Origin of the sequence: Lentzea sp. NPDC058450 (assembly GCF_042721395.1) — a bacterium.
Lineage (GTDB): Bacteria > Actinomycetota > Actinomycetes > Mycobacteriales > Pseudonocardiaceae > Lentzea.
Genome location: NZ_JBHXLO010000027.1, coordinates 13,497 through 39,901 on the forward strand (window position 1 = coordinate 13,497; position 26,405 = coordinate 39,901).

Sequence of the window (26,405 nt, forward strand, 5' to 3'; positions counted from 1 at the left end):
GGTATCCGCTGTTGGAGTTCAGCTCAGGTAGCGAACCTGCTTCGCCTTGCCTTCGAGCACCTCTGCGCGGGCCTGGGCGGTCTCCGCGCGGTGTGAGACCTCCGGCACACCGACCTCCCACCACGCCCCGGCCTCCGTCCACGACGACGGGTGCGTGCGGATCACGACCACGGCCGGGCGTTGCTCGGCCACGGCTGCCTCGCGCGCCTTGCGGTAAGCGCTTTCGAGGTCCGCGAGCGCGTCGACGGCGAAGACCGCGCAGCCCAGCGCCGCCGCGTGCGCCGCGAAGTCCGTGCGCGGCGGGTCCTGATGGGACGTGGTGCAGTCCGGGTAGAGGTTGTTGAAGCCCGCGCCGCCCTGTCCTGTCTGGAGGCGGTGGATCACGGCGTAGCCGTCGTTGTCGCAGACGACGGCGACGAAGCCGTGGCCCGCGAAGGCAGCGGAGAACAGCTCGGAGTTCATCATCAGGTAGCTGCCGTCGCCGAGCAGCGTGGTGACGACGCCCCGGGTGTGGGCGATCGCGGCTCCCCAGGCGCCGGCCAGCTCGTAACCCATGCAGGAGAAGCCGTACTCGACGTCCATCGTGGACTCGCCGGTGGCGCGCCAGCCGCCGATCAACTCGCCGGGCAGGCCGCCGGACGCCGTCATGACGTAGTCGGTGGGGTCGCTGACGTCGTTCACGACACCGACGACCTGCGCGTACGTCGGGAGGCCCTCGGTCGGCGCGCGCAGGGACGTGATGTGGGCGTCCCACCTGGTCCGTTCGGATTCGGCGCGCGCGGACCACTCCGCGGGTGCCTGCCAGGAGGCGAGCACGTCGGTCAGTTCGCGCAGGCCCTCGTCGGCGTCGGCGACCAGGGCGAACGAGCCGTGCTTCACGGCGTCGAAGCGGGCCGCGTTCAGCGAGACCAGGTGGGCGTCCGGGGAGAAGACCGTCCAGGACGCGGTGGTGAAGTCCTGCAGGCGGGTGCCGACGGCGATCACCACGTCGGCCTCGCCCGCGAGGACGTTGGCCGAGGTCGAGCCGGTGATGCCGAGCGGACCGGCGTGCAGCGGGTGCTCGTGCGGGACCAGCGTGCGGCCCGCCGTGGTCTCGACGACCGGGATGTTGTGCTGCTCGGCGAACCGCAGCGCCCGGCCGGCCGCGCCCGAGTAGCGGACGCCGCCGCCGAGGACGAGGAGTGGCTTGGAGGCGTTGCGGATCGCGGTCGCGGCCTCGGCCAGTGCGATGAGGTCAGGGCGTTGCCGCAACGGGCGGTGCACGACCGGGGCGAAGAGCGCGTCGGGGAAGTCGTAGGACTCGGCCTGGACGTCCTGCGGCAGCGCCAGCGTCACCGGGCCGCAGTCCGCCGGGTCGGTGAGGACCCGCGCCACCTGCGGCAACGTCGAGAGCAGCTGCTCGGGCCTGGTGATCCGGTCGAAGTAGCGGCTGACCGCGCGGAACGCGTCGTTGACCGTCGCGGTCGGGTCGTGGAAGTGCTCGACCTGCTGGAGCACCGGGTCGGGCGCGCGGCCGGTGAACGTGTCACCGGGCAGCAGCAGGAGCGGCAGGCGGTTGGCGTGCGCGACACCGGCCGCGGTGACCATGTTCAGCGCGCCGGGGCCGATGGACGACGTCGCGACGCCCACCTGACGGCGGTGCGTGGCCTTGCCGATGCCGACGGCGGCCAGCGCCATGCCCTGCTCGTTCTGGCCGCGCCACACCGGAAGGCGGTCGCGCACCTCCTCCAGGGCGTTGCCGAGGCCGAGCACGTTGCCGTGGCCGAAGATCGCGAAGACGCCGGGGAAGAGCGGCGCGGTGGTGCCGTCGTGCAGTTCGGTCCGCTGCGCCAGCATCCAGCGGACCAGGGCCTGCGCGGTCGTGAGCTTCACTTGGTCCGCCCCTCGGCAGTCGTGACCGGGCAACGCGGGTCGAGCTCCTGGGTCGCCCAGCGGTCCCGGATCCAGGTGTGGGCCGGATCGTCGCAGAACGCCATCGAGCGTTCGGGCCCCGGACCTGCGAGAACGTTCAGGTAGTACATGGGGTAGCCCGGCGCCGCGACGCACGGGCCGTGGTAGCCGCGCGGGATCAGGAAGACGTCGCCGTCGCGCACGGTCACGTCCTCGTCGATCGTGCCGTCGTCGGTGTAGGTGCGGTGGAACCCGAAACCGGTGCGGGACGGGGTGATCGCGTCGCGGTCGGCGATGCGGAAGTAGTAGATCTCCTCGTTGTTCACCTCGCACGGCTCGGACTCGTCGTGCTTGTGCGGCGGGTACGAGGACCAGTTGCCGTCCGGGGTGATCAGCTCGCACGCGTTGAGCTTGTCCGCGTGGTCCCAGACACCGGGGACGCCGAAGTTCGTGACCTGGCGGGTCGCGTTGCCGGAGCCGCGCACCTCGACCGGAACGCCTTCGGCAGGGCCGTACTTCGGGGTCAGCCTGTTCTCGCAGCGGGCCATCGGCAGCGCGACCGCGCAACCGTCCTCAGAGGACAGTCGAACGGAGGCGTCGCGCGGGACGTAGGCGAAGTCCGTGACGCGGGTGAACACCGACTCGCGGCCCTGCAGCTCGTACCGCTCGTCGTCGACCTCCACGGTGAGCGATCCGGACAGCGGCAGCACGAACGCCTCGAACTCCCCGGTCTCGATCGTGCGCACCCACCCGGCCTCGATCTCCAGCACGCGCAGGCCCGTGTAGGTCCAGCCCGCGTCCTCCGGCGCCAGCGCGATCACGTCGGTCGAGGTCGACAGAGTCCCGTGTGGACGGTGCAGCGTCATTCCGTGATTCCCTTTGCGGTACGGAGGATGTCGGCGGCAGCGGCGACGGCGGAGGCGACGTCGCCGTCCGGCGGGTAGAGCAGCGCACGACCGACGACCAGGCCGCGCACGGTCGGGTGCTGGAGCGATCGCCCCCACGACTTGAGGTCGTCCTCCGGCCGTTCGGACGGAACGCCGCCGAGCACCAGCGCGGGCAACGCGGTGGTGTCCAGCACGACCTCGGGTTCCTCGGGCGCCGGCAGCTTCAGCCAGGTGTACGCGGAGGTCGAGCCCAGCCCGGCGGCCACCGCCGAAGCCCGCGACAGAGCCGCGGAGTCCTTCTGCAGCACCAGCTTGTCGTTGTGGTCGCGCTTGTACGGCAGCGGCTCGACCATCGCCATCAGGCCGTGCTCGGCCAGTTCCGTGACGGCCCGCGCGCAGCCTTCGAGCGTCGGGATCGTGCCGGGGTCCGAGTCGACCAGGCGCAGCAGCATCTTGCCGCCGTCGAGCCCGAACGTGGCGATGGACGACGCGTCGTACGCGGTGAACCGGTCGTCGATCTCCCAGTCCGCGCCGGCGAGCCCACCGCGGTTCATCGAGCCGATGACCACGCGGTCGTTCAACCCGTCGAGCAGCAGCAGGTCCTCGATCACGTCCGGCGTGCCGAGCACCCCGTCGACGTCGGGGTTCGCCAGCGCCGTGAGCAGGCGGGACAGCAGCGAGCGGCGGTCGGCCATCGCGAGCGGGTCGCCGCCGACCCCCAGAGCACCTCGGGCCGGGTGGTCCGCCGCGACCAGGAACAGCGTGGACTTGCCGTTCAGCAACGAGTTCCGGCGCTTGCGGGCCTGGTAGGCGCGCCGGATCGAGCCGGGGTCCTCGGCCCGTCGCCACAACAGCTCGCGCCACTGGCCATCGGTGATCACAGCAGTTCCTCGATCTCTTTCTGGTCCGGCATCGCATCGGCGCAGGCCAGCCGGGACGCCACGATCGCGCCGGCGGCGTTGGCGTAGCGGGCGATCTTCACCGGGTCCCAGCCGGAGAGCAGGCCGTGCACCACGGAACCTCCGAACGCGTCCCCGGCGCCGAGCCCGCAGACCACCTCGACCGGGTTCGGGGCGACCGTCCAGCGTCCCTCGGGCGTGGCCACGAGCACGCCGTCGGCGCCCTTCTTGACCAGTGCCAACGAGATCCCGCGCGCCAGCAGCCGGTCGGCGGCCTCGTCGGGGTCGGACGTGCCGACCGCGACCTCGCACTCGGTCCGGTTGCCGACGGCGACCGTGACGTGGTCGAGCATCCAGCTGATCTCGGCGCGCGCGGTCTCGACGTCGGGCCAGAACATCGGCCGGTAGTCGAGGTCGAGCACGGTGTGGCCGCTGCGGGCCCGGTTCGCGAGCATCATCCGCTGCGACCCGCGCGACGGCTCGGCGGAGACGCCCGTCCCCGTCACCCACAGCAGCGGGACTTCACGGGTGAGCGACCACGGCACGTCGTCCTCGCCGATCGTCATGTCCGGCGCGGTCGGCAGGCGGTAGAACAGCAACGGCGGGTCGGCGGGCGGGTTGAGCTCGCAGAACACCACCGGGGTGAGGAGATCCGGCGAGGTGCCGACGTGCTCCGACGAGACGCCGAAGCCCTCCAGCGCCTCGCGGACGTACGTGCCGAAGCCGTCGGGGCCGACCTTCGTCAGCACTCCGGCACGGCGGCCGAGGCGGGCGGCGGCCACCGCGACGTTGGTCGCGGTGCCCCCCAACGACTTGGCGAAGGTGCTGACCCTGGCCAGCGGCACGCCGGACTGCTCCGGGTAGAGATCCACCCCGACCCGGCCGACGGTCAGCACTTCCAGCGACGTCACGCCTCGACACCCCGCAGCTCGTGCTCCAGCGCCTCGAGTTCGGCGCCACCGGCCATCTGCTTGGTGAGCTCGTTGATGTCGATCTCGGACTTCTCGTACGAGCCGAGCGCGCGACCCCGCTTGAGCAGCAGGAACCGGTTGCCGACCGGGTAGGCGTGGTGCGGGTTGTGGGTGATCAGCACGACGCCGAGGCCGCGATCACGCGCCTGGGCCACGTACTTCAGCACCACACCGGCCTGCTTCACGCCGAGTGCCGCGGTCGGTTCGTCGAGGATCAGCACCTTGGCGCCGAAGTGCACGGCGCGGGCGATGGCGACGCACTGCCGTTCGCCACCGGACAGCGTGCCGACGGGCTGTTCGACGTCGCGGAGGTCGATGCCCATGTCCGACAACGCCTTCTTGGTGATCTCCTTGCCCTTCTTCCGGTCCAGGAACCCGAACTTCGTGGTGGGTTCCGACCCGAGGAAGAAGTTGCGCCACACCGACATCAGCGGCACCACCGCGAGGTCCTGGTACACGGTCGCGATGCCGTGGTCCAGGGCCTCGCGGGGCGACGAGAAGCGGATCTCCTCGCCCTCGACCCTGAACGAGCCCTGGTCGTGCTGATGGACACCGGCCAGGATCTTGATCAGGGTCGACTTCCCGGCGCCGTTGTCGCCGAGCACGCAGGTGACCTCACCCGCGTTGACCACAGTGGACACATCGCTGAGCGCGATGACGCTGCCGTAGGTCTTGCCGATGTTCTCGGTCTCGATGAGGGACGTCATCGCCTGACCCTTTCCGCGCGGCGGCGCAGCATGTTGTTCACCAACACCGCGGCCAGCAGCATCACGCCGAGGAACAGCTGGAACCAGTCGCTGTTCCAGCCGGCGTAGACGATGCCCTGCCGGGCCATGCCGAAGATCAGCGCGCCGATCGCCGCACCCACCGCGGAGCCGAAGCCACCGGTCAGCAGACAGCCGCCGATGACCGCCGCGATGATGTACTGGAACTCCAGGCCGATGCCCTGGTTCGCCTGCACGCTCGCGTACCGCAGGATGTTGATCGAGCCGACGAGCCACGCCGCGAACGCCGTCGTCATGAACAGCAGGATCTTCGACCGCACGACCGGCACGCCGACCGCGCGTGAACTCTGCGCGGCACCGCCGATCGCGAAGATCCAGTTGCCGAACTTGGTGCGCATCAACAACGTCGACGCGACCACGGTGAACAGCACCCACCAGATGATCGACACGTAGAAGCTCGTGCCGCCGATCTGGAACGTCGACGCGAACAGGAAGCCCGCCGACTCGTAGCCCGCGGTCTCCCGCATGCCCGAGACCTGCACGCTGCCGGTGACGAGTCGCGTGATGCCGAGGTTCAGGCCTTGCAGGGCCAGGAAACTGCCCAGTGTCACGATGAAGCTCGGCAGGCCCGTGCGCATCACGAGCCAGCCGTTCAGCGCGCCCACCGCCAGTGCGAAGGCGAGCGACACCAGCAACGCCAGCCAGACGTTCAGTCCGAGCTGGGTGGCGAGGAGAGCCGTGACGAGCGCGGTCGACGCGGTCATGACGCCGGCGGACAGGTCGAACTCGCCGCCGATCATGAGCAGTGCCACCGCGACCGCCATGATCCCGAGCATGGACGCGTCGTCCAGCCAGGTGGCCGCACCACCCACGCTCAGGAACTGCTCGGTGACCACGGAGAAGAACAGGAACACCAGCAGTGCGCCGAGCATGGCGCCGATCTCAGGGCGTTTGATCAGCTGATCCATCGCCCTCGGCTTGCCCAGCCGTTCGTCGGCAGCCGGTGGAGCTGTGGCTGTCACGGTCATCTCCCCGCCTCCTCCTTACCTCTTGCCGTTCTTGGCGTACTCCGCGACCTTGTCCACGTTGTCCTTGTCGACGAAGCCGGGGCCGGTGAGGACGGGCTTGCCGCCACCGAGGGTGTTGGCGTTGTCCTTGTAGAGCTTCAGCATCACGATCGGCAGGTAGCCCTGCTGGTACTGCTGCTGGTCGACGGCGAAGAGCACTTCGCCGGCCTTGATCGCGGTGACCACGTCGGCGTTCAGGTCGAACGTCGCGACCTGCGCCTTGGAGCTCGCGCCCTTGATCGCGGCGGCCGCGTTCACGGCGACCTGCGGGTTCAGCGCCAGCACACCGTCGACGGCGGCGTCGGACTGGAGCTTCGCCTTGATGCGGGCCTCGATGTCGGTCGGGTTGGAGATGTCGACCTGGAGGTTCTCCACCGCGCCGCCGAAGCCGGAGCGGGCGCCGTCGCAGCGCTGGTTGAGGCCAGAGTTGCCGGCCTCGTGGATCACGCAGAGCAGCTTGGTCTTGCCCGCGGCCTTGAGCTTCTTGCCGGCTTCCTCACCGGCGATCGTCTCCTCCTGGCCGACGTGCGCCATGGCACCGAACTCCGCGCTCTTCGCGCTGCCGGAGTTGATGGTGATGACCGGGATGCCCGCCTTCACGGCGTTCTCGATGGACGTCTTGAGCGCGTCCGGGTTCGCCATCGACACCACGATGCCGCCGACCTTCTGCGACACGGCGTTGTCGATCAGCTTGGCCTGGGCGCCGGGGTCGCCGTCGGAGTTGTAGGTGACGCCGACGCCGAGCTGCTTGCCCGCGTCCTCGGCGCCGACCTTGACGACGCTCCAGAACGCGTCGCCCGCGGTGCCGTGCGTGATGACGGAGACCTTGAGGTCACCCGACGCCGCCGGAGCGTTGTTGGCACCCGTGTTCTGCGACTGCGTACCGGTGGGACCACTACAGGCGGCGAGCAGAGCTACACCCGCGAGCGCCACGCCCGCTCGGGTGAACAGACGAGACTTCATCGTCTCCAGTCCCTTCAGAGGATCTTGCTGAGGTGCGCAAGGCTGCGCGCGGTGTCCTGAAGTGGCTTGTCCACCGGACTTCCGTCCTTGAGCTGGGTGTCCTGCTCAAGGACGAACCAACCGGTGTAGCCCGCCTCTTGGACGAGCTTCACCAGCGCTTCGACGTCCACGTCGCCGTCCCCGAGCGGCACGTAGATGCCCTGTTCCACGGCATCGGTGTAACTGAGCTCGCCGCTGCGCACCTTCGCCGCGATCTCGTCACGCACGTCCTTGAGGTGCACGTGACCGATGCGGTCCGGGTAGCGGCGCGCCAGCTCGACCGGGTCCGTGCCACCGATGAGGAGGTGGCCGGTGTCCAGGCAGAGCTGGAGATCGGAGTCCGCGAGGAACCGGTCGACCTCCGCCTCCCGCTCGACGTGGGTGCCCACGTGCGGGTGCAGCACGGTGTGCAGTCCGTGCTTTGCGGCGATCTCGCGGATCTTCGCGCAGGTGCCGACGAGGGTGTTCCACTCGTCGTCGCTGAGCTTCGGCGTCTCGTCGTAGCCGTCCAGGCCGGTGGCCGCGGCGAGCACGAGCACCTCGGCACCGCCCGCCTTCAGGATCGCGGCGACGCGGTCGGCCTCGTCCAGAGTGGACTGCACGTCGGTGTGCAGCGTGACGGCCAGGAAGCCGCCGACGAGGGTGAGCTCGTGTCCACTGAGGAGGGTCTTGAGCTGCTCGGGGTCGGCCGGGAGGTAGTCGGGCGGGCCGAGTTCGGTGGCCGTGAGCCCGAGGGAGTGCATTTCGGAGAGGACGGTCTCGGACGGGAGCACGTTGCCCCAGCCCGGCACCTCGCACACACCCCAGGAGATGGGTGCTCCCGCGATCTTCGCCATGCCCTCAGTTCCCCTCGATCTTCACGGGCGCGCCGGTGCGACGCGACTGCTCACAAGCTTCGGCCAGGCGGAGGCTGATCAAACTCTCTCGCGCCGGCGACGGGTTCGCGACCTCGCCCTTGATGACCTGCGTGAACAGGTTCATCTCGTTGACGTACGCGCGGTGGAAGCGCTCCGGGAAACCGGGGTAGGCGTCCGGTCCGGCGACGTGGCCACCGGGTTCGAGCGAGTTGAGCGGGGTCTTCGCGTCCACGCCCGCGACCAGCGAGTCCTTGCTGCCGAGCACCTCGATGCGGTGGTCGTAGCCGACCGGGTCGTGCCGGCCGCCGGCGAGCGTGGCGTGCGCGCCGCCCGCGAACTTCAGCATCACCACGGCGTTGTCGACGTCGTCGGCGTCCGCGAACGCCTGGTGCACCAGCACGGACCCGCTCGCGTAGACCTCGACGACCGGTTCGCCGACGAGCCACGGCACGCAGTCGAGGTCGTGGATCAGCAGGTCGCGGAAGATGCCGCCGGAGGCCGGGAGGTAGGAGAAGTCCGGCGGGTTCGCGTCGTTGCCGACGGCCCTGACCAGGTAGATGTCCCCGACCTCGCCCGCCCTGATGCGGCGGTTGAGCTCGTAGATGGCCGGGTCGAAGCGGCGCTGGAAGCCCACCAGCACCTCGACACCGGACTTCTCGACGTCCTCGATCAGCGCGGCCATCTCGGCGACGTCGCTCGCGATCGGCTTCTCGCAGAGCGTCGGAACGCCCTTCGCGATGGCCGCGCGCAGCATGTCGGGGTGGGTGTTCGTCGGCGTGGCGAGCAACACCCCGTCGACGTTGCCCAGCAACGTGTCGAGGTCGTCCACCGCCTTGGTGCCGGTCAGCTCGGCCGACGCCTGCGCTGCCCTGCCGGGCACCGGGTCGAAGAGAAGAACCTCGTCGACTCGATCCAGTGCGGCGAGGTTGGTGGCATGCATGGTGCCGATCCTGCCGACACCCGCTACTCCGATCCGCATCGCAGGTTTCCCCTGTTCATCGCCTTGAACTGTTAGAGCGCTCTATTGGTTGGAGCGCTCCAATGCTGTAACTTCGGCCACACGGGTGTCAAGGGTCCGTTTCCTGCCCGTAACGCGAGGGGAGGTGTTTCAGGTGGTCAGGCCGACGATGGAAGACGTCGCACTGCGTGCCGGCGTGTCCCGCGCACTGGTGTCGCTGGTGATGCGCGGTTCACCCAAGGTGAGCGAGATGCGACGCAGCGCGGTGCTGAAGGCCGCGGAGGAGCTGGGGTACTCGCCGCACGCGATGGCCAGGTCGTTGGCCTCGCGGACCTCGACCGTGCTCGGCGTGATGGTGTCCGACCTGCACAACGCGTTCTTCGCCGAGGTCGTGGACGGCATCGACGAGGTGGCCCGCGACCAGGGCTTCGACATCATCATCAACACCGGCGGCCGTTCGCCCGCCCGTGAGCGGCGCGCGTTGGAGTCGCTGCTTTCCTTTCGCCCCGCGGGTTTGATCCTGCTGTCGCCGGTGGTTCCCGGTGGCGCGATCGGCAAGGCCGCCGAGCAACTTCCCGTGGTTCTGGTGGCTCGCTCGTCTCGGGTGACCTCTGTGGACACCGTGAACGACGACGGCGAGGTCGGTGCCCGCCTTGCCGTGGAGCACCTGGTTTCGTTGGGGCATAAGCGCATTGCCCATTTAGACGGCGGTGAGGGCACGCAGGCAGGGCCACGGCGGCGCGGGTACGTCGCCGCGATGGAGTCGTTCGGGCTCAAGCCCCAGGTCGTGTCTTCCGAGTACACCGATGCTGCTGGTGCGCGTGCGATTCGTTCGTTGATTTCGGATGATGCTTTGCCCACGGCCATCTTGTCTTGCAACGACTTCAACGCCGTTGGTGCGATCTCTGCGTTGGAGGACGCCGGGTTGCGCGTTCCTTCGGATGTTTCCGTTGTGGGGTACGACAACACGTCTTTGGCCGCGTTGCGGCACGTCTCCCTGACCACGATCGACCAGCCCCGTGCCGAGTTCGGCCGGTTGGCCGCGGATGCGTTGTTGCAGCGCGTCCGCTCGGAGCGCACCGATCCCGTGCGCCATCTCCTCACTCCCTCTCTCGTCGTTCGCAACACCACCGCACCGCCAGGAGGCTTGCGTTGAGCACCATCCCCCACTGGATCGACGGCGCCCGCACCACCGGGGTGTCGTCCCGGACCTCTGACGTCTTCAACCCCGCCACTGGTGAGGTCGCCGCGCAGGTCGTGCTGGCTGAGCAGGCGGACGTCGACCTCGCGGTGTCGTCCTCGTTGAAGGCAGCGCAGTCGTGGTCGGAGTCGTCGTTGGCCACGCGGTCGCGGATCCTCTTCGAGTACCGCCACCTGCTGCACACGCACCGCGACGAACTGGCCGCGATCATCACGTCCGAGCACGGCAAGGTGCTGTCCGACGCGGCCGGTGAGGTGCAGCGCGGCCTGGAGGTCGTCGAGTTCGCGTGCGGCATCCCGCAGTTGCTGAAGGGCGAGCACTCCGAGCAGGTCTCGCGCGGTGTCGACGCCTATTCGCTGCGGCAGCCCCTCGGCGTCGTCGCGGGCATCACGCCGTTCAACTTCCCCGTGATGGTGCCGATGTGGATGTTCCCCGTCGCGATCGCGTGCGGGAACACCTTCGTCCTGAAGCCTTCCGAGCGCGACCCGTCGGCCTCACTGCGGTTGGCAGAGCTGTTCAAGGAGGCCGGGCTGCCCGACGGCGTCCTGAACGTCCTGCAAGGCGACGCCTTCGCGGTCAACGCTCTGCTGGACCACCCGGACGTCTCAGCCGCCTCGTTCGTCGGCTCGACCCCGATCGCCCGGCACGTCTACGCGCGCGGCACGGCGGCCGGCAAGCGAGTACAGGCTCTCGGCGGCGCCAAGAACCACATGGTCGTGCTCCCCGACGCCGACCTGGACGTGGCCGCCGACGCCGCTGTCTCCGCTGGTTACGGCTCCGCAGGCGAACGCTGCATGGCCATCTCGGTGGTCGTCGCGGTCGGCGACACCGGCGACGAGCTGGTCGCGAAGATCGCCTCCCGGACCCGTGATCTGCACCCGTCCGTGCTGCCCGGCACCGACCCGTCCGCGCAGATGGGCCCGCTGGTGACCGGGATTCATCGCGACCGGGTTCAGTCCTATGTGGATGCCGGTGAAGCTGCTGGTGCGTCGTTGGTCGTCGACGGCCGTGGGCACGCGCCCGCCGGTGCCGAGAACGGGTTCTGGCTCGCGCCGACGCTGTTCGACCACGTCACCGCCGACATGACGATCTACACCGACGAGATCTTCGGGCCGGTGCTGTCGGTCGTGCGCGCCGACACGTTCGAGGACGCGTTGGAGCTGGTCAACGCCAACCAGTACGGCAACGGCACGGCCATCTACACCGGCGACGGGCTGGCGGCGCGGGAGTTCCAGCGGCGCGTGCAGGTCGGCATGGTCGGCATCAACGTGCCGATCCCCGTGCCGATGGCCTACTACTCGTTCGGCGGGTGGAAGGACTCGCTGTTCGGCGACACGCACGTGCACGGCGCGGAGGGCGTGAAGTTCTACACGCGCGCCAAGGCCGTGACGGCACGGTGGCCGCAGCAGCACGGCGTGAACCTGGGCTTCCCGACCCACGGCTGAGCATGAGAAACGAGAAAGCCCCCGCCGGGAGAGCGGGGGCTTTCTCGTTTCGTGCCGCGATCAGGCGTCGACCTTCTCGCGTTCCTCGGCCGCCGCAGCAGGGGGCGTCGGCTTCGGCAGGAACCGCTTGATCAGCGGGAAGAACAGGATCACCGCGATGATCACGTAGACGACGATCGCCATCGGGCTGTTCACCAGACCGGTCAGCGAGCCGTCCGAGAGCTGCAACGAGCGACGCATCTGCTGTTCCGCGGCCGGGCCGAGGATCACGCCGATGATCGCGGGCAGCACCGGCAGGCCGTAGCGGCGCATGCCGAAGCCCAGCAGGCCGATCACGAACATCAGCAGCAGGTCGAAGATGTCCGCGTTGACCGCGTAGGCGCCGACCGAGGCGAAGAACAGGATGCCCGCGTACAGGTACGGACGGGGGATCCGGAGCAGCTTCGCCCACAGGGGCGCCAGCGGCAGGTTCAGGACCAGCAGCAACGTCAGGCCGATGAACAGCGACGCGATCAACGCCCAGACCAGGTCGGCTTCGCGCTGGAACAGCAGCGGGCCGGGCTGGATGCCGTAGGTCTGGAACGCCGCGAGCATCACGGCCGCGACGGCCGTGGTGGGCAGGCCCAGGGTCAGCATCGTCACCAGCGTGCCGGCGGCGGAGGCCGAGGCGGTGGACTCCGGGCCCGCGACGCCTTCGATGGCTCCCTTGCCGAACTCGTCCTTGTGCTTGGAGAGGCGCTTCTCGGTCACGTACGACAGGAACGTCGGGATCTCCGCGCCGCCTGCCGGGATGGCGCCGAACGGGAAGCCGATCACCGGGCCGCGCAGCCACGGCTTCCAGGTGCGCTTCAGGTCCGCCCTCGACAACCAGGGACGGCCCACGGGGATCGGGGTGAACGGCTTGCGTCGCAGGTGGGCGGCCACCCACAGGGCCTCGCCGACGGCGAAGAGCGCGACCGCCACGACGATCACGTCGATGCCGTCGGCCAGGTGCAGGGAGCCGAACGTCAGGCGCTGCTGGCCGGTCATCTCGTCCAGGCCCACCAGGCCCAGGGTCAGGCCGATGAGCAACGAGGCGACGCCGCGGATCCGGGAGGCACCCAGCACGGAGGTCACCGCGATGAACGCCAGGACCATGATGGCGAACAGGTCCGGGGCGCCGATGTCGACCGCGTGCTTGGCGACGAACGGGGCCAGCAGGACGATCAGCAGAGTGCCGACGATGCCGCCGATGAAGTGGCCGATGGCGGCAGCGGCAAGCGCTTGCGAACCGCGGCCGGCGCGGGCCATGGGATTGCCTTCGAACGCGGTGACGACCGCCGCGCTCTCACCCGGTGTGTTCAGCAGGATCGAGGTGGTCGAGCCGCCGAACATGCCGCCGTAGTAGATGCCCGCGAACATGATGAACGCGCCGGTCGGCTCCATGCCGTAGGTGACGGGCAGCAGCAGCGCGACTGCCATGGCCGGGCCGATGCCCGGCAGGACGCCGATCGCGGTGCCGAGCAGCACGCCGATCGCGGCGAGCATCAGGTGGGTCGGCGTCAGCGCGGTGGCGAAGCCGTTGAGCAGTTGGTCCACCTAGAACACCTCCATCAGCGGGCCGCCGGGCAGGGGGACGCCGAGCAGGTTGTTGAAGACCGCGAACGTCACGATCGACATGGCCGCGGCGATCAGCGGGTCGCGGACGTACGCCCTGCTGCCGAGCGCGTAGGCCGCGCCCCAGAAGAGGATCGCGCCGGAGATCGGGAAGCCGACCACGCCGATCAGCGCGGCGTTCGCGAGGAACGCGCCGCAGAGCAGCAGGACCGTGCGCCAGTCGGCGGGTTCGGTCAGGTCGACGTCCTCGCCGCCCTCGGCCTCGCCCTTGCCGCCGCGCAGGACGTCACGGGCCAGCAGGGCGGCGACGACCAGCAGCAGCGAGCCGACCAGGATCGGCACGGCCTTCGGGCCGACCGGGCCGCGCTGGGCGAAGTCGGTCGGGATCTGCACCGCGTCGGTGAGCACCAGCAGGCCGAGGACGACCAGCAGGACGCAGATGCCCAGCTCGGAGTGTTCGCGAAGCCAGCTCTTGGCTGAAGGCTTCGAAGTCACGGTCGTCATGCCAGCCCCAAGTCCTTGAGCACCGTTGCCACCCGCTTGTTCTCGCTTTCCAGGAAGGTCCTGAACTCGTCTCCCGGCGCGAAGGCGTCCGTCCAGCCGTTGCGCTGCAACGCTTCCGCCCACTGCGGCGTCTTCTGGAGGTTGCGGAACACCTCGACCAGCTTCGCCTTGTCGGTCGGCGAGATGCCGGGCGGCGCGACGATGCCGCGCCAGTTGGTGAACTCGACGTCCACACCGGACTGCCGCAACGTCGGCGCGTCGATGCCGTCGATGCGGTTCTTGCTGGTCACCGCGAGGACGCGCAACGTGCCGGCCTGGATCTGGTCGCGGTACTCACCGACGCCGGAGACGCCGAACGCGACCTTGCCGCCCAGCACGGACGCCAGCAGCTCGCCGCCGCCGTCGAACGGGATGTAGTTGACGGTCTTGGGCTGGAGGCCGACGGCCTTCGCGATCAGCATCGGCGCCAGGTGGTCGGGGCCGCCGGGGGCCGAACCGCCACCGACCGTCACCGTGCCGGGGTTCGCCTTCCACGCGTCGACGAGTTGTTGCATCGACGTGTACGGCGAGTCCTTCGCGACCACGACGATGTCCGGTTCCTCGATCAGCTTCGCGATCGGGGTGGTGTCGAGCAGCGAGTTCGGCGACTTGTTCGTGTACACCGCGCCCACGACGCCGAGGCCCATCGACATGATCAGCTTGCCGTTGCCGCGCTCCCCGACCGTGCGGCCGAGCCCGACCGTGCCGCCCGCGCCGGGGAGGTTGAACACCTCGGCGTTGCGCAGCAGGTCAGCGTCCTCCATGGCCTTCGCCGCCGTGCGGGCGGTGATGTCGTAACCGCCGCCGGGCGCGTTCGGCACGAGCACGCGCAGCGACCGAACCTGGCTGCTCTCACCGCTGTCCGCACCGGGCGACAGCAGTGGCGGCACCAGCAGGACGGCGAGCAACGCCGTCGCCACCGACACCCACACCTTCACCGGCACTGTGATCCCCGCCTCTCATCCGCGTGGTTGGACATGTTGCTCTGGTGTAAACCTTGATGTCGCTCTTGCGCTTCTAAGGTTTCTTTCGGTCTTTCTGGTCACGGGAGGTCTCATGCGTCGTCGCCGTTCCCTGGCCAGTCAGCTCCTCGCATGGCAACTCGTAGTCGTCACCCTGCTACTTTGCGCAGTCGGCGCGCTGACAGTCGTCCAGACGGGCAGCAACTTTCGCTCCAACGAGGAACGCCGGATGCTCTCGGTCGCCGAGACCGTGGCGGCGAACTCGCTGGTCCAGGAGGAGATGGGCAACTGGCGGCTGCTGTCCGCGCCCGCCGAGACCGCGCGCAGCCTCTCCGGCGCCTCCTACGTGCTGATCCTCAACGACAAGCGGCTCGTGATCGCCTCCCCGGACCCGGCGCAGATCGGGACCACTTTGGACACCCGCACCACGGCGCTGGAGGGCAGGTCCTGGACCGGGAGCACGGGCGACTCGATCGAGGCGCACGTGCCGGTGTTCGACCCGACGAGCCGCCGGGTCAACGGCATGGTGATCGCCGGCGCCGAGGACCCCGGCATCTTCGCCGGCGCGCTGGAACAGCCGGTCGACGTGGTGCGCTACCTGGCGATCGCGCTGATCATCGGCGTCACCGGGTCGTTGCTGCTGGCCAGGCGCGTGAAGAACCAGACGCTCGGGCTGGAGCCGCACGAGATCACCGCGCTGGTCGAGAACCGCGAGGCGTTGCTGCACGGCATCCGCGAGGGCGTCGTCGGCCTCGACGGCCAGAACCGGATCACGCTGGTCAACGACCACGCGAGCGACCTGCTGGCGTTGCCGGAGGACGCCGTCGGCCGGTCCGTCGAGGAGCTGGAGCTCAACGACCGCCTGCGGGACGTGCTGACCGGCCGCGCGACCGGTGTCGACCAGCTGGTGCTGCGCCAGGGCGTCGTGCTGACGTTGAACCGGATGCCGATCGACGGCGGCGAGGGCGCGGTCGTCACGTTGCGGGACCGCACGGAACTCCTTGCGCTGCAACACGAACTCGACGCCTCGCAGCACGCGACGGACACCCTGCGGGCGCAGGCGCACGAGTTCGCGAACCGGCTGCACACCATCGCCGGGCTGATCTCGTTGAAGGAGTACGACGAGGTCACCAACTACATTCACCAGATCAGCTCGGCGCAGGACCAGTGGCGGACCGAGGTCGGTTCGTCGATCGGCGACCCCGCTGTGGCCGCGCTGCTGATCGCCAAGGCGTCGCTCGCCGCCGAACGCGGCACGGCGCTGCGGATGGCTCCGGACAGCGTGCTGGGCAGGGTCGACGAGGCGTTGTCCGCGGATCTGGTGATGGTGCTGGGCAATCTGGTCGACAACGCGTTGGACGCGCTGAGTTCGTTGAGCACCAACGGGACCGGGAAGTGGATCGAGGTGGGTGTGGTGCAACTGGACGACGAGGTCCAGGTCGTCGTGCGGGACTCGGGGCCGGGTGTGGCACCGGAACTCGCCGAGGAGGTGTTCCGGCACGGGTTCACGACCAAGGCGGCATCGCACGGCGAACGCGGCATCGGGCTCGCGCTGATCCGGCGGGCGTGCCTGCGGCGCGGTGGTTCGGTGACCGTGTCCGGATCGGTCTTCACGGCAAGGCTGCCCCGGTGATCCGGGTGCTGGTCGTCGACGACGACTTCATGGTGGCGAAAGTCCACAGTGGATACGTCGCGCGCACCGACGGGTTCGAGGTCGTCGGCGTGGCCCACACCGGCGGCGACGCGGTGAAGATGGTCGCGTCGCTGAAGCCGGACCTGGTGCTGCTGGACATCTACCTGCCGGACGTCAACGGGCTCGAGGTGCTGAAGTCGTTGCGCGCCAACGAGGACGTGGACGTCATCGTGATCACGGCGGCGACCGACGTCGAGACCGTGCGCAGTGCGATGCGCGGTGGCGTGCTGCACTACCTGATCAAGCCGTTCGACTACCCCGCCCTGCGCGACCAGCTCGCGCACTTCGCGTCGTTGCGGGACAAGCTGCACCGGCTGGCCTCGGCGGGGCAGGCCGACGTGGACCAGGTCTTCGGCGCACGACCGACGTCGAAGCCGTTGCTGCCCAAGGGGTTGACGCCGGAGACCGCACGGTTGGTGGAGAACGCTCTCAGGGCGCATCCCGATGGCCTGTCAGCGTCGGAGTGCGCGTCCTCGACCGGCGTGGCCAGGGTCAGCGCGCGCCGGTACCTGGAGCACTTCGTGTCGACGGGACGGGCCGAGGTGCGGCTGCGCTACGGAGGAACCGGGCGGCCGGAACGGATCTACGGGTTAGTCCCAGGAGCCTGAACGGCCGCGCTTGGTCTCGGCACGCCGCTTCTTGCCCGCGATGCGGCGTTCCTTCGAGCCCTTGGTCGGCTTGGTCGCCCTGCGCACCGGAGGCGGCGGAGCGGCCGCGGCACGGAGGATCGCGGCGAGCCGTTCGCGCGCCGCCGCACGGTTCTGCAGCTGCGCGCGGTGCTCGGAGGCGGCGATCGTGAGCACGCCGTCGACGAGCCGGCCGGCCAGCCGGTCGAGCATCCGCGTCTTGAGGTGCTCGGGGATCGTCGGCGAGGCAGCCAGGTCGAACGAGAGCTCCACGCGGCTGTCCGCCGTGTTCACTCCCTGCCCGCCCGGCCCACCTGACCTGGAAAAACGTTCGCGCAACTCAGACGCCGGCAGCACCAGCGTCCGAGTCACGGTCACGTCGTTCATGCCTCCAGGTTAGAAGGTGAGGCCCGGCAATGTCGCGATCTTTATCAGGGCGTCCCGGCCGAGGACGGGCTCCTGCCTGCTCGGCGGGGAGTTCGACTCGAGCAGGACGGGGCCGTCGGGCAGGAACTCCCCGACGTTGACGCTGCGGATCTCGATGTAGGTCCCGTCTGCCCGGTACGAGCGCACGTCGTGCGCCAGCACGCCGTTCTCGCGGCGGGACAGGCTCGACCTGACCTCGATGTCGCCGACCTTCTCGATCCGGCAGTCCGCGCCCTCCTCCGGCGTGCACGCGGGAGGCGTCGCGCCGGGATCGCGGTAGAGCATGATCGTCAACGCGCTGGTGCCCTGCGCGTCCTTCAGCAACGCCCCCGCGTAGTGCCGTCCTTGGCGCTCGAAGAACTGCAGCGCCTTCGCCCCCGGCACGTCCTGCGCGGTCACTCCGGCGGGGAGGACGCCCGCGGTGCTCAGGGCGTTGGTCAACGCGACGTCGGCGTTGAGGCCGGAGCTCGCCGCGCCGGTCTGATCGGCGGAGGTCAGCTGCGGCCTCGCCAGGTACCCGGCCGTGCCGAAGCCCACCACCAGCACGAACGCCAGCGCGCCCGCGATCGCCGCCCGCCTGCGGACCAGCCTGGTCCTGCCCCTGCGGATCACCTCGGAGGTGTGGATCCGCGACACCGGCTCGTTCTCCAGCAGGTCGCGCAACGCGGCGAGCCCCTTGGCGGCCTGGCTCTTCACCGTGCCCTCCGTCCTGCCGAGGATGCGGGCGGTCTCGGTGATGCTCAGGTCCTCCCAGTACCGCAGCACGACGACAGCGCGTTGCCCGGCGGGCAACGCGTCGAGTGCCTTGCGGAGATCTGGATCGGTGGTCGCGTCCGTGACGGCGCGTTCCGGCACGGCGTCGACGATGCGTTCGCGCTGGAAGAACCCGCGCCGGGTCTCGTCGATCGCGGTGCGCACCAGCACCTTGCGCGCGTAGGCGTCGACGCTGTCCTTGCGCACGCGCGACCACGCGACGTACATCTTGATCAGCGCCTGCTGCACGATGTCTTCCGCGCGATGCCAGTCACCGCACAGCAGATAGGCCGTGCGACGCATGACGAGCGCGCGTGCGTCGACGAACTCGCCGAACTCGCTGTCGCGGTCCAAGTGCCCCCTCCTCGGTCGTCGCCTAGTACGCGACGACCGAGTCAGGAGGTTGCCTCAGAAACGCGGGTGATCGCCAACGAGGGACGCGCCGCCCTCGGCGGACTTGGTGATCTCGCCCAGCACCCACGCCGGGACGTGGCGGGCCGTCAGCACCGCGAGCGCGCGGTCGACGTCCTCGGGCGCGACGACGGCGACCATGCCGACGCCCATGTTGAACGCCTTCTCCATCTCCTCGCGCTCCACCCGGCCGCGCTGGGCGATGAGCTGGAAGACCGGCGCGGGCGTCCAGGTGCCGCGGTCGAGCTGGGCGTGCAGGCCCTCCGGCAGCACGCGGGCCAGGTTCGCGGCCAGGCCACCACCGGTGACGTGGGAGAACCCGCGGACCTCTGTCTCGGCGATGAGCGCGAGGCAGTCCTTGGCGTAGATCTTGGTCGGCTCCAGCATCTCCTCGCCGAGGGTGCGGCCGAACTCCTCGACGTGGCCCTCGAGCGGCATCCGCGCGATCTCCAGCAGCACGTGCCGGGCGAGCGAGTAGCCGTTGGAGTGCAGGCCGGACGAGCCCATGGCGATCACGACGTCGCCGTCGCGGACGCGGTCGGGACCGAGCAGCTTGGACTGCTCGACCACGCCGACGCCGGTGCCGGAGATGTCGTAGTCGTCGTCGCCCATCAGGCCGGGGTGCTCCGCGGTCTCGCCGCCGAGCAGCGCGCAGCCGGCCTGGACACAGCCCTCGGCGATGCCCTTGACCAGCGACGCGATCCGGTCCGGCACGACCTTGCCGACCGCGATGTAGTCCTGCACGAACAGCGGCTCGGCACCGCAGACGACCAGGTCGTCCACGATCATGGCGACCAGGTCGATGCCGACGGTGTCGTGCTTGTCGAGCGCCTGCGCGATCGCGATCTTGGTGCCGACGCCGTCCGTGGAGGACGCCAGGATCGGCTCCTTCCAGCGGTCGAGCTTGAGCTGGAACAGGCCGGCGAACCCGCCGATGCCACCGAGCACCTCGGGCCGGTGCGCCTTGGCCGCCCACGGCTTGAGCTTCTCCACCGCCTCGTCACCTGCGGCGATACTGACTCCGGCGGCGGCGTAGGTGGCCTTGGCGCTGTCGGTCACGTCAACTTCTTCCACTTGGATCTGGGAGCTCAGGGACGACGCAAGGCGTCTTCGGCACCATAGCCGCTCGCCAGAACGGGAGCCGCCGAGCCCGACACGCCCTTGAGGCCTTCGAGCAGGTGCTTGCCGATCAACGCGTCCTGCGGCAGTTCGATCGGGTAGTCGCCGTCGAAGCACGCCGAGCACAGCCGCGACTTGGGCTGTTCGGTCGCGGCGACGAGCTGCTCCAGCGACACGTACCCGAGCGAGTCCGCGCCGACCGAGCGGCGGATGCCGTCGTCGTCCAGGCCGTTCGCGATGAGCTCCGCGCGCGAGGCGAAGTCGATGCCGTAGAAGCACGGCCACTTCACGGGCGGCGACGCGATCCGGACGTGCACCTCGAGAGCACCGGCCTCGCGCAGCATGCGGACGAGCGCGCGCTGGGTGTTGCCGCGCACGATCGAGTCGTCCACGACGACGAGCCGCTTGCCGCGGATGACGTCGCGCAGCGGGTTCAGCTTGAGCCGGATGCCGAGCTGGCGGATCGTCTGCGACGGCTGGATGAACGTGCGGCCGACGTAGGCGTTCTTGACCAGGCCGGACCCGTACGGGATGCCGCTGGCCTGCGCGTACCCGATCGCCGCGGGCGTGCCGGACTCCGGCACGGGGATGACCAGGTCGGCCTCGACCGGGTGCTCCTTGGCGAGGCGGCGGCCGATCTCGACGCGGGTGGCGTGCACCCCGCGCCCGGAGATCGTCGTGTCCGGCCGCGCCAGGTAGACGTACTCGAAGATGCAGCCCTTGGGCTCGGGCGTCGCGAACCGGGTCGACCGCAGGCCGTCCTCGTCGATCGCGATCAGCTCACCGGGCTCGACCTCGCGCACGAAGCTCGCGCCGACGATGTCCAGCGCGGCCGTCTCGCTCGCCACGACCCAGCCGCGTTCGAGACGACCGAGCACCAGCGGCCGCACGCCGTGCGGGTCACGCGCCGCGTAGAGGGTCGACTCGTCGGAGAACGTGAGGCAGTACGCGCCCTTGACCGTCGGCAGCAGCTCCAGGGCGGCCTGCTCGATGCCCTTGTCCGCCGCCGCGTGGGCGAGCAGCGCCGTGAGGATGTCCGAGTCGGTGGTGGCGCCGTTGCGGCTGCTGATGCCCAGCGACTTCGCCTTCTCCAGCAACTCCGCAGTGTTCACCAGGTTGCCGTTGTGGCCGAGGCTCAGCCCGGTGCCGGCCGCCGTGGTGCGGAACGTCGGCTGCGCGTTCTCCCAGGTCGTGGACCCGGTCGTGGAGTACCGGCAGTGCCCGACGGCCACGTGCCCCTTGAGGCTCTGCAGGACCTGCTCGTCGAAGACCTGGCTGACGAGCCCGAGGTCCTTGAACACGACGACCTGCGACCCGTCACCGACGGAGATGCCCGCCGCCTCCTGCCCGCGGTGCTGCAGGGCGTAGAGGCCGTAGTAGGTCATCTTGGAGACGTCTTCACCCGGAGCCCAGACGCCGAAGACGCCACACTCCTCACGGGGTTCCTGTTCGGACTGGGAATGGTCGTCGACCACCGAATTGGCTCCCTCACGCATGGGGCTGGCTGCAACCCGAGTGTAAGTGGAGCACCCCGTGGTAGACCCCCCTCCGACCCCTGGTGAGGTGATGAAACTCATGCGTTCGGCGGTGTTTCAGGCCTTCTTGCACCCGCTGATCATGGTCGCGCCGGACTCGTGCCGCGCGGTGCAGCGCACGCCGTCGTTCATGCCGACCGTGCCGGGCAGGTCGGTCTCCAGGATGGAGGCGTCCTTCAGGTGCTCCCGGTCGGCGTCCTCCGGGAGGTCGCCGACCGGTTCGAGGCGAACCCGTTGCTCGGTGCCGCCGCCGGCGTCGTGGACGTAGAACTCGGTGACCTTGAAGGTCATCTCGGCCTGCCAGGAGGAGCTGCAACCGGAGAGGGCGAGCAGGGCGCCTAAGGCGACAACGGTCTTCCGCATCACGCCTTTTTACAGCGGAACAACTCGGTCCTGATCGTGTTGGTCTGCAAAGCGCCGATGGTCCGCTGCTTCGCTGTGCAGACGACCTCGTCACCGACCCGCACGTCCCCGTCGATCTCCTCGATGTCGAGAATCCCGCCGTGGTAGTTCTCGTGGTCGTACGCGTCGTCCGGCAACGCTCCGACCGGGTCGAGCCACACGTTCGTGCTGCCGGGATACGTCGGCTGCGCCGGCTTGTCCTCGATCGCGGCCACCTTCAACCTGACCTCGGCCTGCCAGTCGCCCGCGCACCCGGTGAGCAGCAGGCAGGCCGCGAGCGCTGCGGCGATCTTGTTGCGCATCAAGCCTTCTCACACGAGGACACGTCGGTCTGGATGGTCACGGTCCGGGTGTAGCCGTCGTCCTCCTGCTCGACCCAGCAGAGGAACTGGTCTCCCACCTCGAAGTCGCCGCGCAACGTCCAGGACCTGACCACGGCCGGCGTCAGCGTCAGCGGTTCCGGTACGTCGTCCGGGACCTCGCCGACGAGTTCGAGCCGTACATTGGCGTTCTTCTGGTCCTGGGGATACGAGCGTTCGAAGATCTTGGTGACCTCGTAGCGGACCTGCTGCCGCCACTCCGAGGCGCCGCAGCCCGCCAGGACGAGGCAGGCCACGAGCGCCACGCCGATCTTGCGCATCACGCCTTCTTGCAGCTCAGCAGTCGGGTGTTGATGTTCGAGTCCCCGATCGCGCTGCCCTTCTTCTGCTCGATCACGCAAAGCAGTTCGTCACCGACCTGAGCGCCCTCGGCTCGATCCGTGGAGAGAACCTTGTTCTTCAGCTGGCCGGGCTCCAACGCGCCCTTCGGCGCATCGCCCACCAACTCGAGGTTGAAGAACTCGGACGAGGACTGCTGTTCCTGCGAGACGATCTTGTACCTGATCTCTTCGCCCTGCCAGTTCGCCGCGCATCCGGACAGCAGCAGACCGCCGAGCACCACCATCACGAGCTTGCGCATCAGTGCCCCCGGCCGACGCGAAGGAGGTCCAGCACCTGCTTGTCGCCGGTCATGTCCTTGAGATTCATCCTGTTCCAGAGCCAGAAGTAGACGAGTTCGGCCTCGCCTGTCACCTGCGCGTCGCCCTCCTCGCCGGGTGCTGCGGAGCGAACCTCCGGCACCTCGCCGGCGGTCAGCGAGATCAGCCACGACTCCGGCACGTCCGTCGACCGGACCGAAGCGGTGCCCGTCACGTCGTGCGGGGTGTCGCCGTCGAGCTTCGCCGCGACGATCGTCGTCAGCACCTCGTCGATGCCGTCCACGCAGAGATCGGGATCGGTAGCTCCGACCTGGCGGACGACCGTCTGCGCGTCGTAGCGGCGCAGGACCGTCTCGTGCGCGATCCGGCGATGCCACACCCAGGCGAGGTCGGGAGCGGACGGGGAGAACGTCCACACCGGCCGGTTGCCCGGCACGGCGGTCAGCACCTCGGCCGCGCCGACCAGCTGGAGGTCGAGGTACTCGAGCGGCGACAGACCGCTCTGCGGAGGCGTCGGCCTGATCGGGTTGCGGCTGCCGGTGCGCAGGTACTCGGTGGAGGTCTCCAGGAACCTGCCGACGTGGATGACCAGGTCCTGCACGGTCCACCCGGGCCGGGTCGGCACCTCGGCCGCCGGGTCCGCGTCCGCCACTGCCTTGCGGAACAACTCCGCCTGCTCGATGAACACAGCGGTCCACCGCTGGGCCGTCCACCCCGTCTGCACCATGAGCGACATCGTGCCCGAAACGCTCCACCGACGAGTGGGGAACCGGCGATGATGTATTCGCGTCGCAGTGATCGAGGACCTACAGGGGGTGGCGATGTTCGGCGTTGAGCCAGAGCAGTTGCGCAGCGCGTCCAAGGAGTTCGGCAACGGCTCCGACGCGGTGCGCGAGGCAGCGGAGATGATCTCGATGCTCAGGCTCGACGCGGGTGCGCTCGGCGAGGTGGACGCGGCCGGTGAGTTCGCGGACGCACTGGCGAAGTTCGTCGGCACCCACTCCCAGGACCTCCAGCGCGGCTCCGCCTGGATGACCGACGCGGCGGAGGGGCTCGTGTCGAACGCCGAGGCCTACCTGCGCACCGACGAGGACCACGCGACGTCGCTGAAGAAGCTCTTCTCCGGACTTGGGGGCGGACAGTGAGCTACACCGATCCGGAAGGCCTCTACGGCAGGCTCGCGTCCGGTGATGTCGGCCGGATCGCCTCCGCCGCGGATCCCATCACCGGCGCGATCAGCGCGGTCGGCCGGGCGGGCGAGTCCGCCGCCAACGGCGGCAAGACCGCGGTCAGCAACTGGACCGGCGACACCGCGACGAAGTTCACCGCACGGGCCGAGTTGTCCGTCACCGCCGCGAAGGCCGCGGCCGAACGACTCGGCGCCGGTGTCGACATCGTTCAGGCTGCTTCCCGCGCGTACGGCCAGATGCGGGGCGCCGCGGACCAGGCGATAGGCGTCTGGCGCGGTCGTCCGCCCGGCATGGACGAGCAGCAGACCCGTCAGCTCGCGAACCAGGTCAACGAGCAGCTCACCAAGGTGAAGTCGGGCTACGACAACGTCCTGCGCTCCTACGCGAGTGCCCTGACGAAGATCCCGCCGGGCTTCGAGGAGTCGGCGCGCTCGGACAGCGGCTGGAGCAAGGCCGTCCAGCTCGGCGCCCTCGGTGGCGCACTTCCCCCGGTGCCACCGCCGGGCAGCGACCCCAAGGCGGTCGCCGACTGGTGGAAGTCGCTCAGCAAGGAACAGCAGGACGCGCTCAAGAACACCAAGTTCCAGGAGCTGGGCCAGCTCCGCGGCCTCCCCGCCGACGTGCTCGACTACGCGAACCGCAAGCGCATCACCAACGACGTGGACCGGTTCGGAGAGCAGAAGAAGCAGCTGGACGCCCAGCTCGAGGCCCGTGCCCGCGAACTCGGCGTCACTCCCGGGACGGCGGAGGCCGAACGCGCGTTGCGCAACGACCCCCAGGGCTCCCAGCTCATGGCGGAGCGCGACGAAGCCGCACGTCGCCTCGAGAACTCGAACAACGCCAAGATCCAGCTGGACAAGGCCGTCGAGCAGGCCAAGGGAATCGGCAAGGACGCGTACATCCTGCACTGGAGCCCGGACGGTCCGGGCAACAAAGAAGGCACGATGGCGATCGCGTACGGCAACCCCGACACCGCGAAGCACCTCGCCGTCGCCGTGCCCGGCACGACGTCCGACCTCACCAGCTTCAGCACGGATCAGGCTCTCAACCTCAGCGAGAAGATGGGGCCGGACGGCGCCGCCATCCAGTGGCTCGGCTACGACGCACCCGCCGCCGCGCTCGGCCAGGTCAACGACCCCGCGCAGGCCATCGAGGGCGGCCGGCTCCTGGCCGCGGACGTCGAGGGTTACCGAGTCGCGAACCCCAACGCGCACGTGACGGTGATCGGCCACAGCTACGGCAGCACGGTCGTCGGCTACTCGGCGATGGACAACGGGCTGAAGGCGGACGACATCGCGTTCGTCGGGTCGCCGGGTGTGGGCGCGTCCAACGTGAGCCAGCTCGGGCCGGGTGCCGGGCACGTGTACGTCGGTGGCACCGAGCACGACCCGGTGATCCAGGGGACCAGTGGCGACTGGTTCACCAAGGACGGGTCGTCGACCGGGCCGTACGACAAGTCGTTCGGTGCGACGCAGTTCGGCACTTCCGGCGAGAGCTGGATCGGGCACGCGCACTCCGCCTACTACGACAAGGGCTCCGAGTCGCTCGACAACCTCGCCAAGATCGCCACCGGCCAGGGCGGTTCGGTCAGCGAGCAGCGCTGGCAGGACTCGCCGGTGCCCGTCGAGGTGCCCGGTTCCGACCTGCCCGTGGTGGGCCCCGTGCTCGACTGGGGGGTCAACACCGGCAAGGAGGTCGTCGACATGGGCGAGGACGTCTGGCGCGGTGGCGGGCAGGTCGTGGACGACATCTCCCACGGGCGGTGGGGGGATGCCGGGCGGAACGCGCTGGGCACTGCCGGGGAGTTGGCCAGTGACGTCGGGGACGTCGTGGTGGACACCGTGGGCAACGCGGTGGAGCTCGGGCGCGATGTCGTCGACGGCGTCGGCGGGGCCATCAAGACCGTCGGGTCGTGGTTCTAGAACTTCACGACCGGGAGCAGCGCGGAGAGGTCGGCTCGGGTGCCTGAGGCGGTCACCCGGGCCTCGTCCAGGGCGTCCGGCCAGGCCAGCGCGCCAACCGCCAGTTCGAGCCACGTTCTGGGGTCGGTCTCCACCACGTTCGGGGGTGTTCCTCGGGTGTGGCGGGGGCCCTCCACGCACTGGACGGCGGCGAAGGGCGGGACTCGCACCTCCACGCTGCGGCCAGGGGCGATGCGTTCCAGGGTGCGCAGGCTCAGGCGGACCGCGGCGGCCAGGACCGGGCGTTCTGGCTGGTCGGACTCGCCTCGCAGCCACGGGAGGACGGCCTCGACGGCGGCGCGCATCT

Annotated in this window: 28 protein-coding genes; 6 read left to right on the forward strand and 22 right to left on the reverse strand. The window is 69.4% G+C overall.

Annotated elements, in window-relative coordinates:
* Positions 1 to 18: 18 nt before the first annotated feature.
* The 9 genes from iolD to ACFWNN_RS32945 are packed head-to-tail and all read right to left on the reverse strand — an operon-like array spanning position 19 to position 9,277.
* Positions 19 to 1,872, reverse strand: coding sequence for a 3D-(3,5/4)-trihydroxycyclohexane-1,2-dione acylhydrolase (decyclizing) (iolD, locus tag ACFWNN_RS32905; protein WP_382443838.1), 1,854 nt, complete (start codon positions 1,870 to 1,872; stop codon positions 19 to 21).
* Positions 1,869 to 2,756: a 5-deoxy-glucuronate isomerase gene (gene iolB / locus ACFWNN_RS32910; protein WP_382443839.1), complete on the reverse strand. Its 888-nt coding sequence runs from the start codon at positions 2,754 to 2,756 to the stop codon at positions 1,869 to 1,871. Before iolB ends, iolD begins: the two co-directional genes overlap by 4 nt.
* Entirely contained in the window at positions 2,753 to 3,658 is a 906-nt protein-coding gene (locus tag ACFWNN_RS32915; protein ID WP_382443840.1) for an aldolase, read from the reverse strand. The genes iolB and ACFWNN_RS32915 overlap by 4 nt, the downstream gene beginning before the upstream one ends.
* The gene (gene iolC, locus ACFWNN_RS32920) at positions 3,655 to 4,587 is read right to left on the reverse strand and encodes a 5-dehydro-2-deoxygluconokinase (RefSeq protein WP_382443841.1); all 933 of its coding nucleotides are present in this window, start codon (positions 4,585 to 4,587) and stop codon (positions 3,655 to 3,657) included. Before iolC ends, ACFWNN_RS32915 begins: the two co-directional genes overlap by 4 nt.
* The gene (locus tag ACFWNN_RS32925) at positions 4,584 to 5,354 is read right to left on the reverse strand and encodes an ATP-binding cassette domain-containing protein (RefSeq protein ID WP_285637436.1); all 771 of its coding nucleotides are present in this window, start codon (positions 5,352 to 5,354) and stop codon (positions 4,584 to 4,586) included. The genes iolC and ACFWNN_RS32925 overlap by 4 nt, the downstream gene beginning before the upstream one ends.
* The gene (locus ACFWNN_RS32930) at positions 5,351 to 6,400 is read right to left on the reverse strand and encodes an ABC transporter permease (protein WP_382443842.1); all 1,050 of its coding nucleotides are present in this window, start codon (positions 6,398 to 6,400) and stop codon (positions 5,351 to 5,353) included. Before ACFWNN_RS32930 ends, ACFWNN_RS32925 begins: the two co-directional genes overlap by 4 nt.
* Before the next feature lie 15 nt (positions 6,401 to 6,415).
* The gene (locus tag ACFWNN_RS32935; protein WP_382443843.1) at positions 6,416 to 7,402 is read right to left on the reverse strand and encodes a sugar ABC transporter substrate-binding protein; all 987 of its coding nucleotides are present in this window, start codon (positions 7,400 to 7,402) and stop codon (positions 6,416 to 6,418) included.
* Positions 7,403 to 7,416: 14 nt separating this feature from the next.
* Positions 7,417 to 8,277 (reverse strand): TIM barrel protein, encoded by an 861-nt coding sequence (locus ACFWNN_RS32940; protein ID WP_382443844.1) that lies wholly within the window; start codon positions 8,275 to 8,277, stop codon positions 7,417 to 7,419.
* 4 nt (positions 8,278 to 8,281) lie between these two features.
* Complete coding sequence (locus tag ACFWNN_RS32945) at positions 8,282 to 9,277, reverse strand: Gfo/Idh/MocA family oxidoreductase (RefSeq protein WP_382443845.1); 996 nt, start codon at positions 9,275 to 9,277, stop codon at positions 8,282 to 8,284.
* 133 nt (positions 9,278 to 9,410) lie between these two features.
* On the opposite strand from ACFWNN_RS32945, the gene ACFWNN_RS32950 reads away from it, so the two are divergent.
* Positions 9,411 to 10,412, forward strand: a complete 1,002-nt coding sequence (locus tag ACFWNN_RS32950; protein WP_382443953.1) for a LacI family DNA-binding transcriptional regulator — start codon at positions 9,411 to 9,413, stop codon at positions 10,410 to 10,412.
* On the forward strand, positions 10,409 to 11,902 hold the full coding sequence (locus ACFWNN_RS32955) for a CoA-acylating methylmalonate-semialdehyde dehydrogenase (protein ID WP_382443846.1): 1,494 nt from the start codon (positions 10,409 to 10,411) through the stop codon (positions 11,900 to 11,902). The genes ACFWNN_RS32950 and ACFWNN_RS32955 overlap by 4 nt, the downstream gene beginning before the upstream one ends.
* A gap of 60 nt (positions 11,903 to 11,962) precedes the next feature.
* On the opposite strand, the gene ACFWNN_RS32960 is transcribed toward ACFWNN_RS32955, so the two are convergent.
* From ACFWNN_RS32960 to ACFWNN_RS32970, 3 genes are read right to left on the reverse strand one after another with little or no spacing between them, the layout of a single operon-like run.
* Positions 11,963 to 13,429: a tripartite tricarboxylate transporter permease gene (locus ACFWNN_RS32960; RefSeq protein WP_382443954.1), complete on the reverse strand. Its 1,467-nt coding sequence runs from the start codon at positions 13,427 to 13,429 to the stop codon at positions 11,963 to 11,965.
* A 51-nt stretch (positions 13,430 to 13,480) separates the two neighbouring features.
* Positions 13,481 to 14,002 carry a tripartite tricarboxylate transporter TctB family protein gene (locus ACFWNN_RS32965; RefSeq protein ID WP_382443847.1) on the reverse strand — a complete coding sequence of 174 codons (522 nt, stop codon included), beginning with the start codon at positions 14,000 to 14,002 and terminating at the stop codon, positions 13,481 to 13,483.
* On the reverse strand, positions 13,999 to 14,967 hold the full coding sequence (locus ACFWNN_RS32970) for a Bug family tripartite tricarboxylate transporter substrate binding protein (RefSeq protein ID WP_382443955.1): 969 nt from the start codon (positions 14,965 to 14,967) through the stop codon (positions 13,999 to 14,001). Before ACFWNN_RS32970 ends, ACFWNN_RS32965 begins: the two co-directional genes overlap by 4 nt.
* Before the next feature lie 130 nt (positions 14,968 to 15,097).
* Between ACFWNN_RS32970 and ACFWNN_RS32975 the strand changes: the two genes are divergently transcribed.
* Positions 15,098 to 16,636, forward strand: a complete 1,539-nt coding sequence (locus ACFWNN_RS32975) for an ATP-binding protein (RefSeq protein ID WP_382443848.1) — start codon at positions 15,098 to 15,100, stop codon at positions 16,634 to 16,636.
* Positions 16,633 to 17,304, forward strand: a complete 672-nt coding sequence (locus ACFWNN_RS32980) for a response regulator (protein WP_382443849.1) — start codon at positions 16,633 to 16,635, stop codon at positions 17,302 to 17,304. The genes ACFWNN_RS32975 and ACFWNN_RS32980 overlap by 4 nt, the downstream gene beginning before the upstream one ends.
* On the opposite strand, the gene arfB is transcribed toward ACFWNN_RS32980, so the two are convergent.
* The 9 genes from arfB to ACFWNN_RS33025 form a co-directional block, all read right to left on the reverse strand.
* Positions 17,287 to 17,709, reverse strand: a complete 423-nt coding sequence (gene arfB, locus ACFWNN_RS32985; RefSeq protein ID WP_382443850.1) for an alternative ribosome rescue aminoacyl-tRNA hydrolase ArfB — start codon at positions 17,707 to 17,709, stop codon at positions 17,287 to 17,289. The genes ACFWNN_RS32980 and arfB overlap by 18 nt on opposite strands.
* Before the next feature lie 9 nt (positions 17,710 to 17,718).
* Positions 17,719 to 18,855, reverse strand: coding sequence for a SigE family RNA polymerase sigma factor (locus ACFWNN_RS32990; protein WP_382443851.1), 1,137 nt, complete (start codon positions 18,853 to 18,855; stop codon positions 17,719 to 17,721).
* Between the two features lie 54 nt (positions 18,856 to 18,909).
* The gene (purM, locus tag ACFWNN_RS32995; protein WP_382443852.1) at positions 18,910 to 19,971 is read right to left on the reverse strand and encodes a phosphoribosylformylglycinamidine cyclo-ligase; all 1,062 of its coding nucleotides are present in this window, start codon (positions 19,969 to 19,971) and stop codon (positions 18,910 to 18,912) included.
* 29 nt (positions 19,972 to 20,000) lie between these two features.
* Positions 20,001 to 21,527 carry an amidophosphoribosyltransferase gene (gene purF / locus ACFWNN_RS33000; RefSeq protein WP_382443853.1) on the reverse strand — a complete coding sequence of 509 codons (1,527 nt, stop codon included), beginning with the start codon at positions 21,525 to 21,527 and terminating at the stop codon, positions 20,001 to 20,003.
* 96 nt (positions 21,528 to 21,623) lie between these two features.
* Positions 21,624 to 21,929 carry a lipoprotein gene (locus tag ACFWNN_RS33005; protein ID WP_382443854.1) on the reverse strand — a complete coding sequence of 102 codons (306 nt, stop codon included), beginning with the start codon at positions 21,927 to 21,929 and terminating at the stop codon, positions 21,624 to 21,626.
* Positions 21,929 to 22,270 carry a hypothetical protein gene (locus tag ACFWNN_RS33010; protein WP_382443855.1) on the reverse strand — a complete coding sequence of 114 codons (342 nt, stop codon included), beginning with the start codon at positions 22,268 to 22,270 and terminating at the stop codon, positions 21,929 to 21,931. Before ACFWNN_RS33010 ends, ACFWNN_RS33005 begins: the two co-directional genes overlap by 1 nt.
* Complete coding sequence (locus ACFWNN_RS33015; protein ID WP_382443856.1) at positions 22,270 to 22,608, reverse strand: hypothetical protein; 339 nt, start codon at positions 22,606 to 22,608, stop codon at positions 22,270 to 22,272. The genes ACFWNN_RS33010 and ACFWNN_RS33015 overlap by 1 nt, the downstream gene beginning before the upstream one ends.
* Positions 22,608 to 22,928, reverse strand: a complete 321-nt coding sequence (locus ACFWNN_RS33020; protein ID WP_382443857.1) for a hypothetical protein — start codon at positions 22,926 to 22,928, stop codon at positions 22,608 to 22,610. The genes ACFWNN_RS33015 and ACFWNN_RS33020 overlap by 1 nt, the downstream gene beginning before the upstream one ends.
* Positions 22,928 to 23,674 (reverse strand): maleylpyruvate isomerase N-terminal domain-containing protein, encoded by a 747-nt coding sequence (locus ACFWNN_RS33025; protein WP_382443858.1) that lies wholly within the window; start codon positions 23,672 to 23,674, stop codon positions 22,928 to 22,930. The genes ACFWNN_RS33020 and ACFWNN_RS33025 overlap by 1 nt, the downstream gene beginning before the upstream one ends.
* 94 nt (positions 23,675 to 23,768) lie before the next feature.
* Between ACFWNN_RS33025 and ACFWNN_RS33030 the strand changes: the two genes are divergently transcribed.
* Both ACFWNN_RS33030 and ACFWNN_RS33035 read left to right on the forward strand, forming a co-directional pair.
* Positions 23,769 to 24,092 (forward strand): type VII secretion target, encoded by a 324-nt coding sequence (locus ACFWNN_RS33030; protein ID WP_382443859.1) that lies wholly within the window; start codon positions 23,769 to 23,771, stop codon positions 24,090 to 24,092.
* The gene (locus ACFWNN_RS33035; RefSeq protein ID WP_382443860.1) at positions 24,089 to 26,059 is read left to right on the forward strand and encodes an alpha/beta hydrolase; all 1,971 of its coding nucleotides are present in this window, start codon (positions 24,089 to 24,091) and stop codon (positions 26,057 to 26,059) included. Before ACFWNN_RS33030 ends, ACFWNN_RS33035 begins: the two co-directional genes overlap by 4 nt.
* On the opposite strand, the gene ACFWNN_RS33040 is transcribed toward ACFWNN_RS33035, so the two are convergent.
* Complete coding sequence (locus ACFWNN_RS33040) at positions 26,056 to 26,403, reverse strand: sterol carrier family protein (protein ID WP_382443956.1); 348 nt, start codon at positions 26,401 to 26,403, stop codon at positions 26,056 to 26,058. The two genes, ACFWNN_RS33035 and ACFWNN_RS33040, sit on opposite strands and share 4 nt — an antisense overlap.
* Between the last annotated feature and the right edge of the window lie 2 nt (positions 26,404 to 26,405).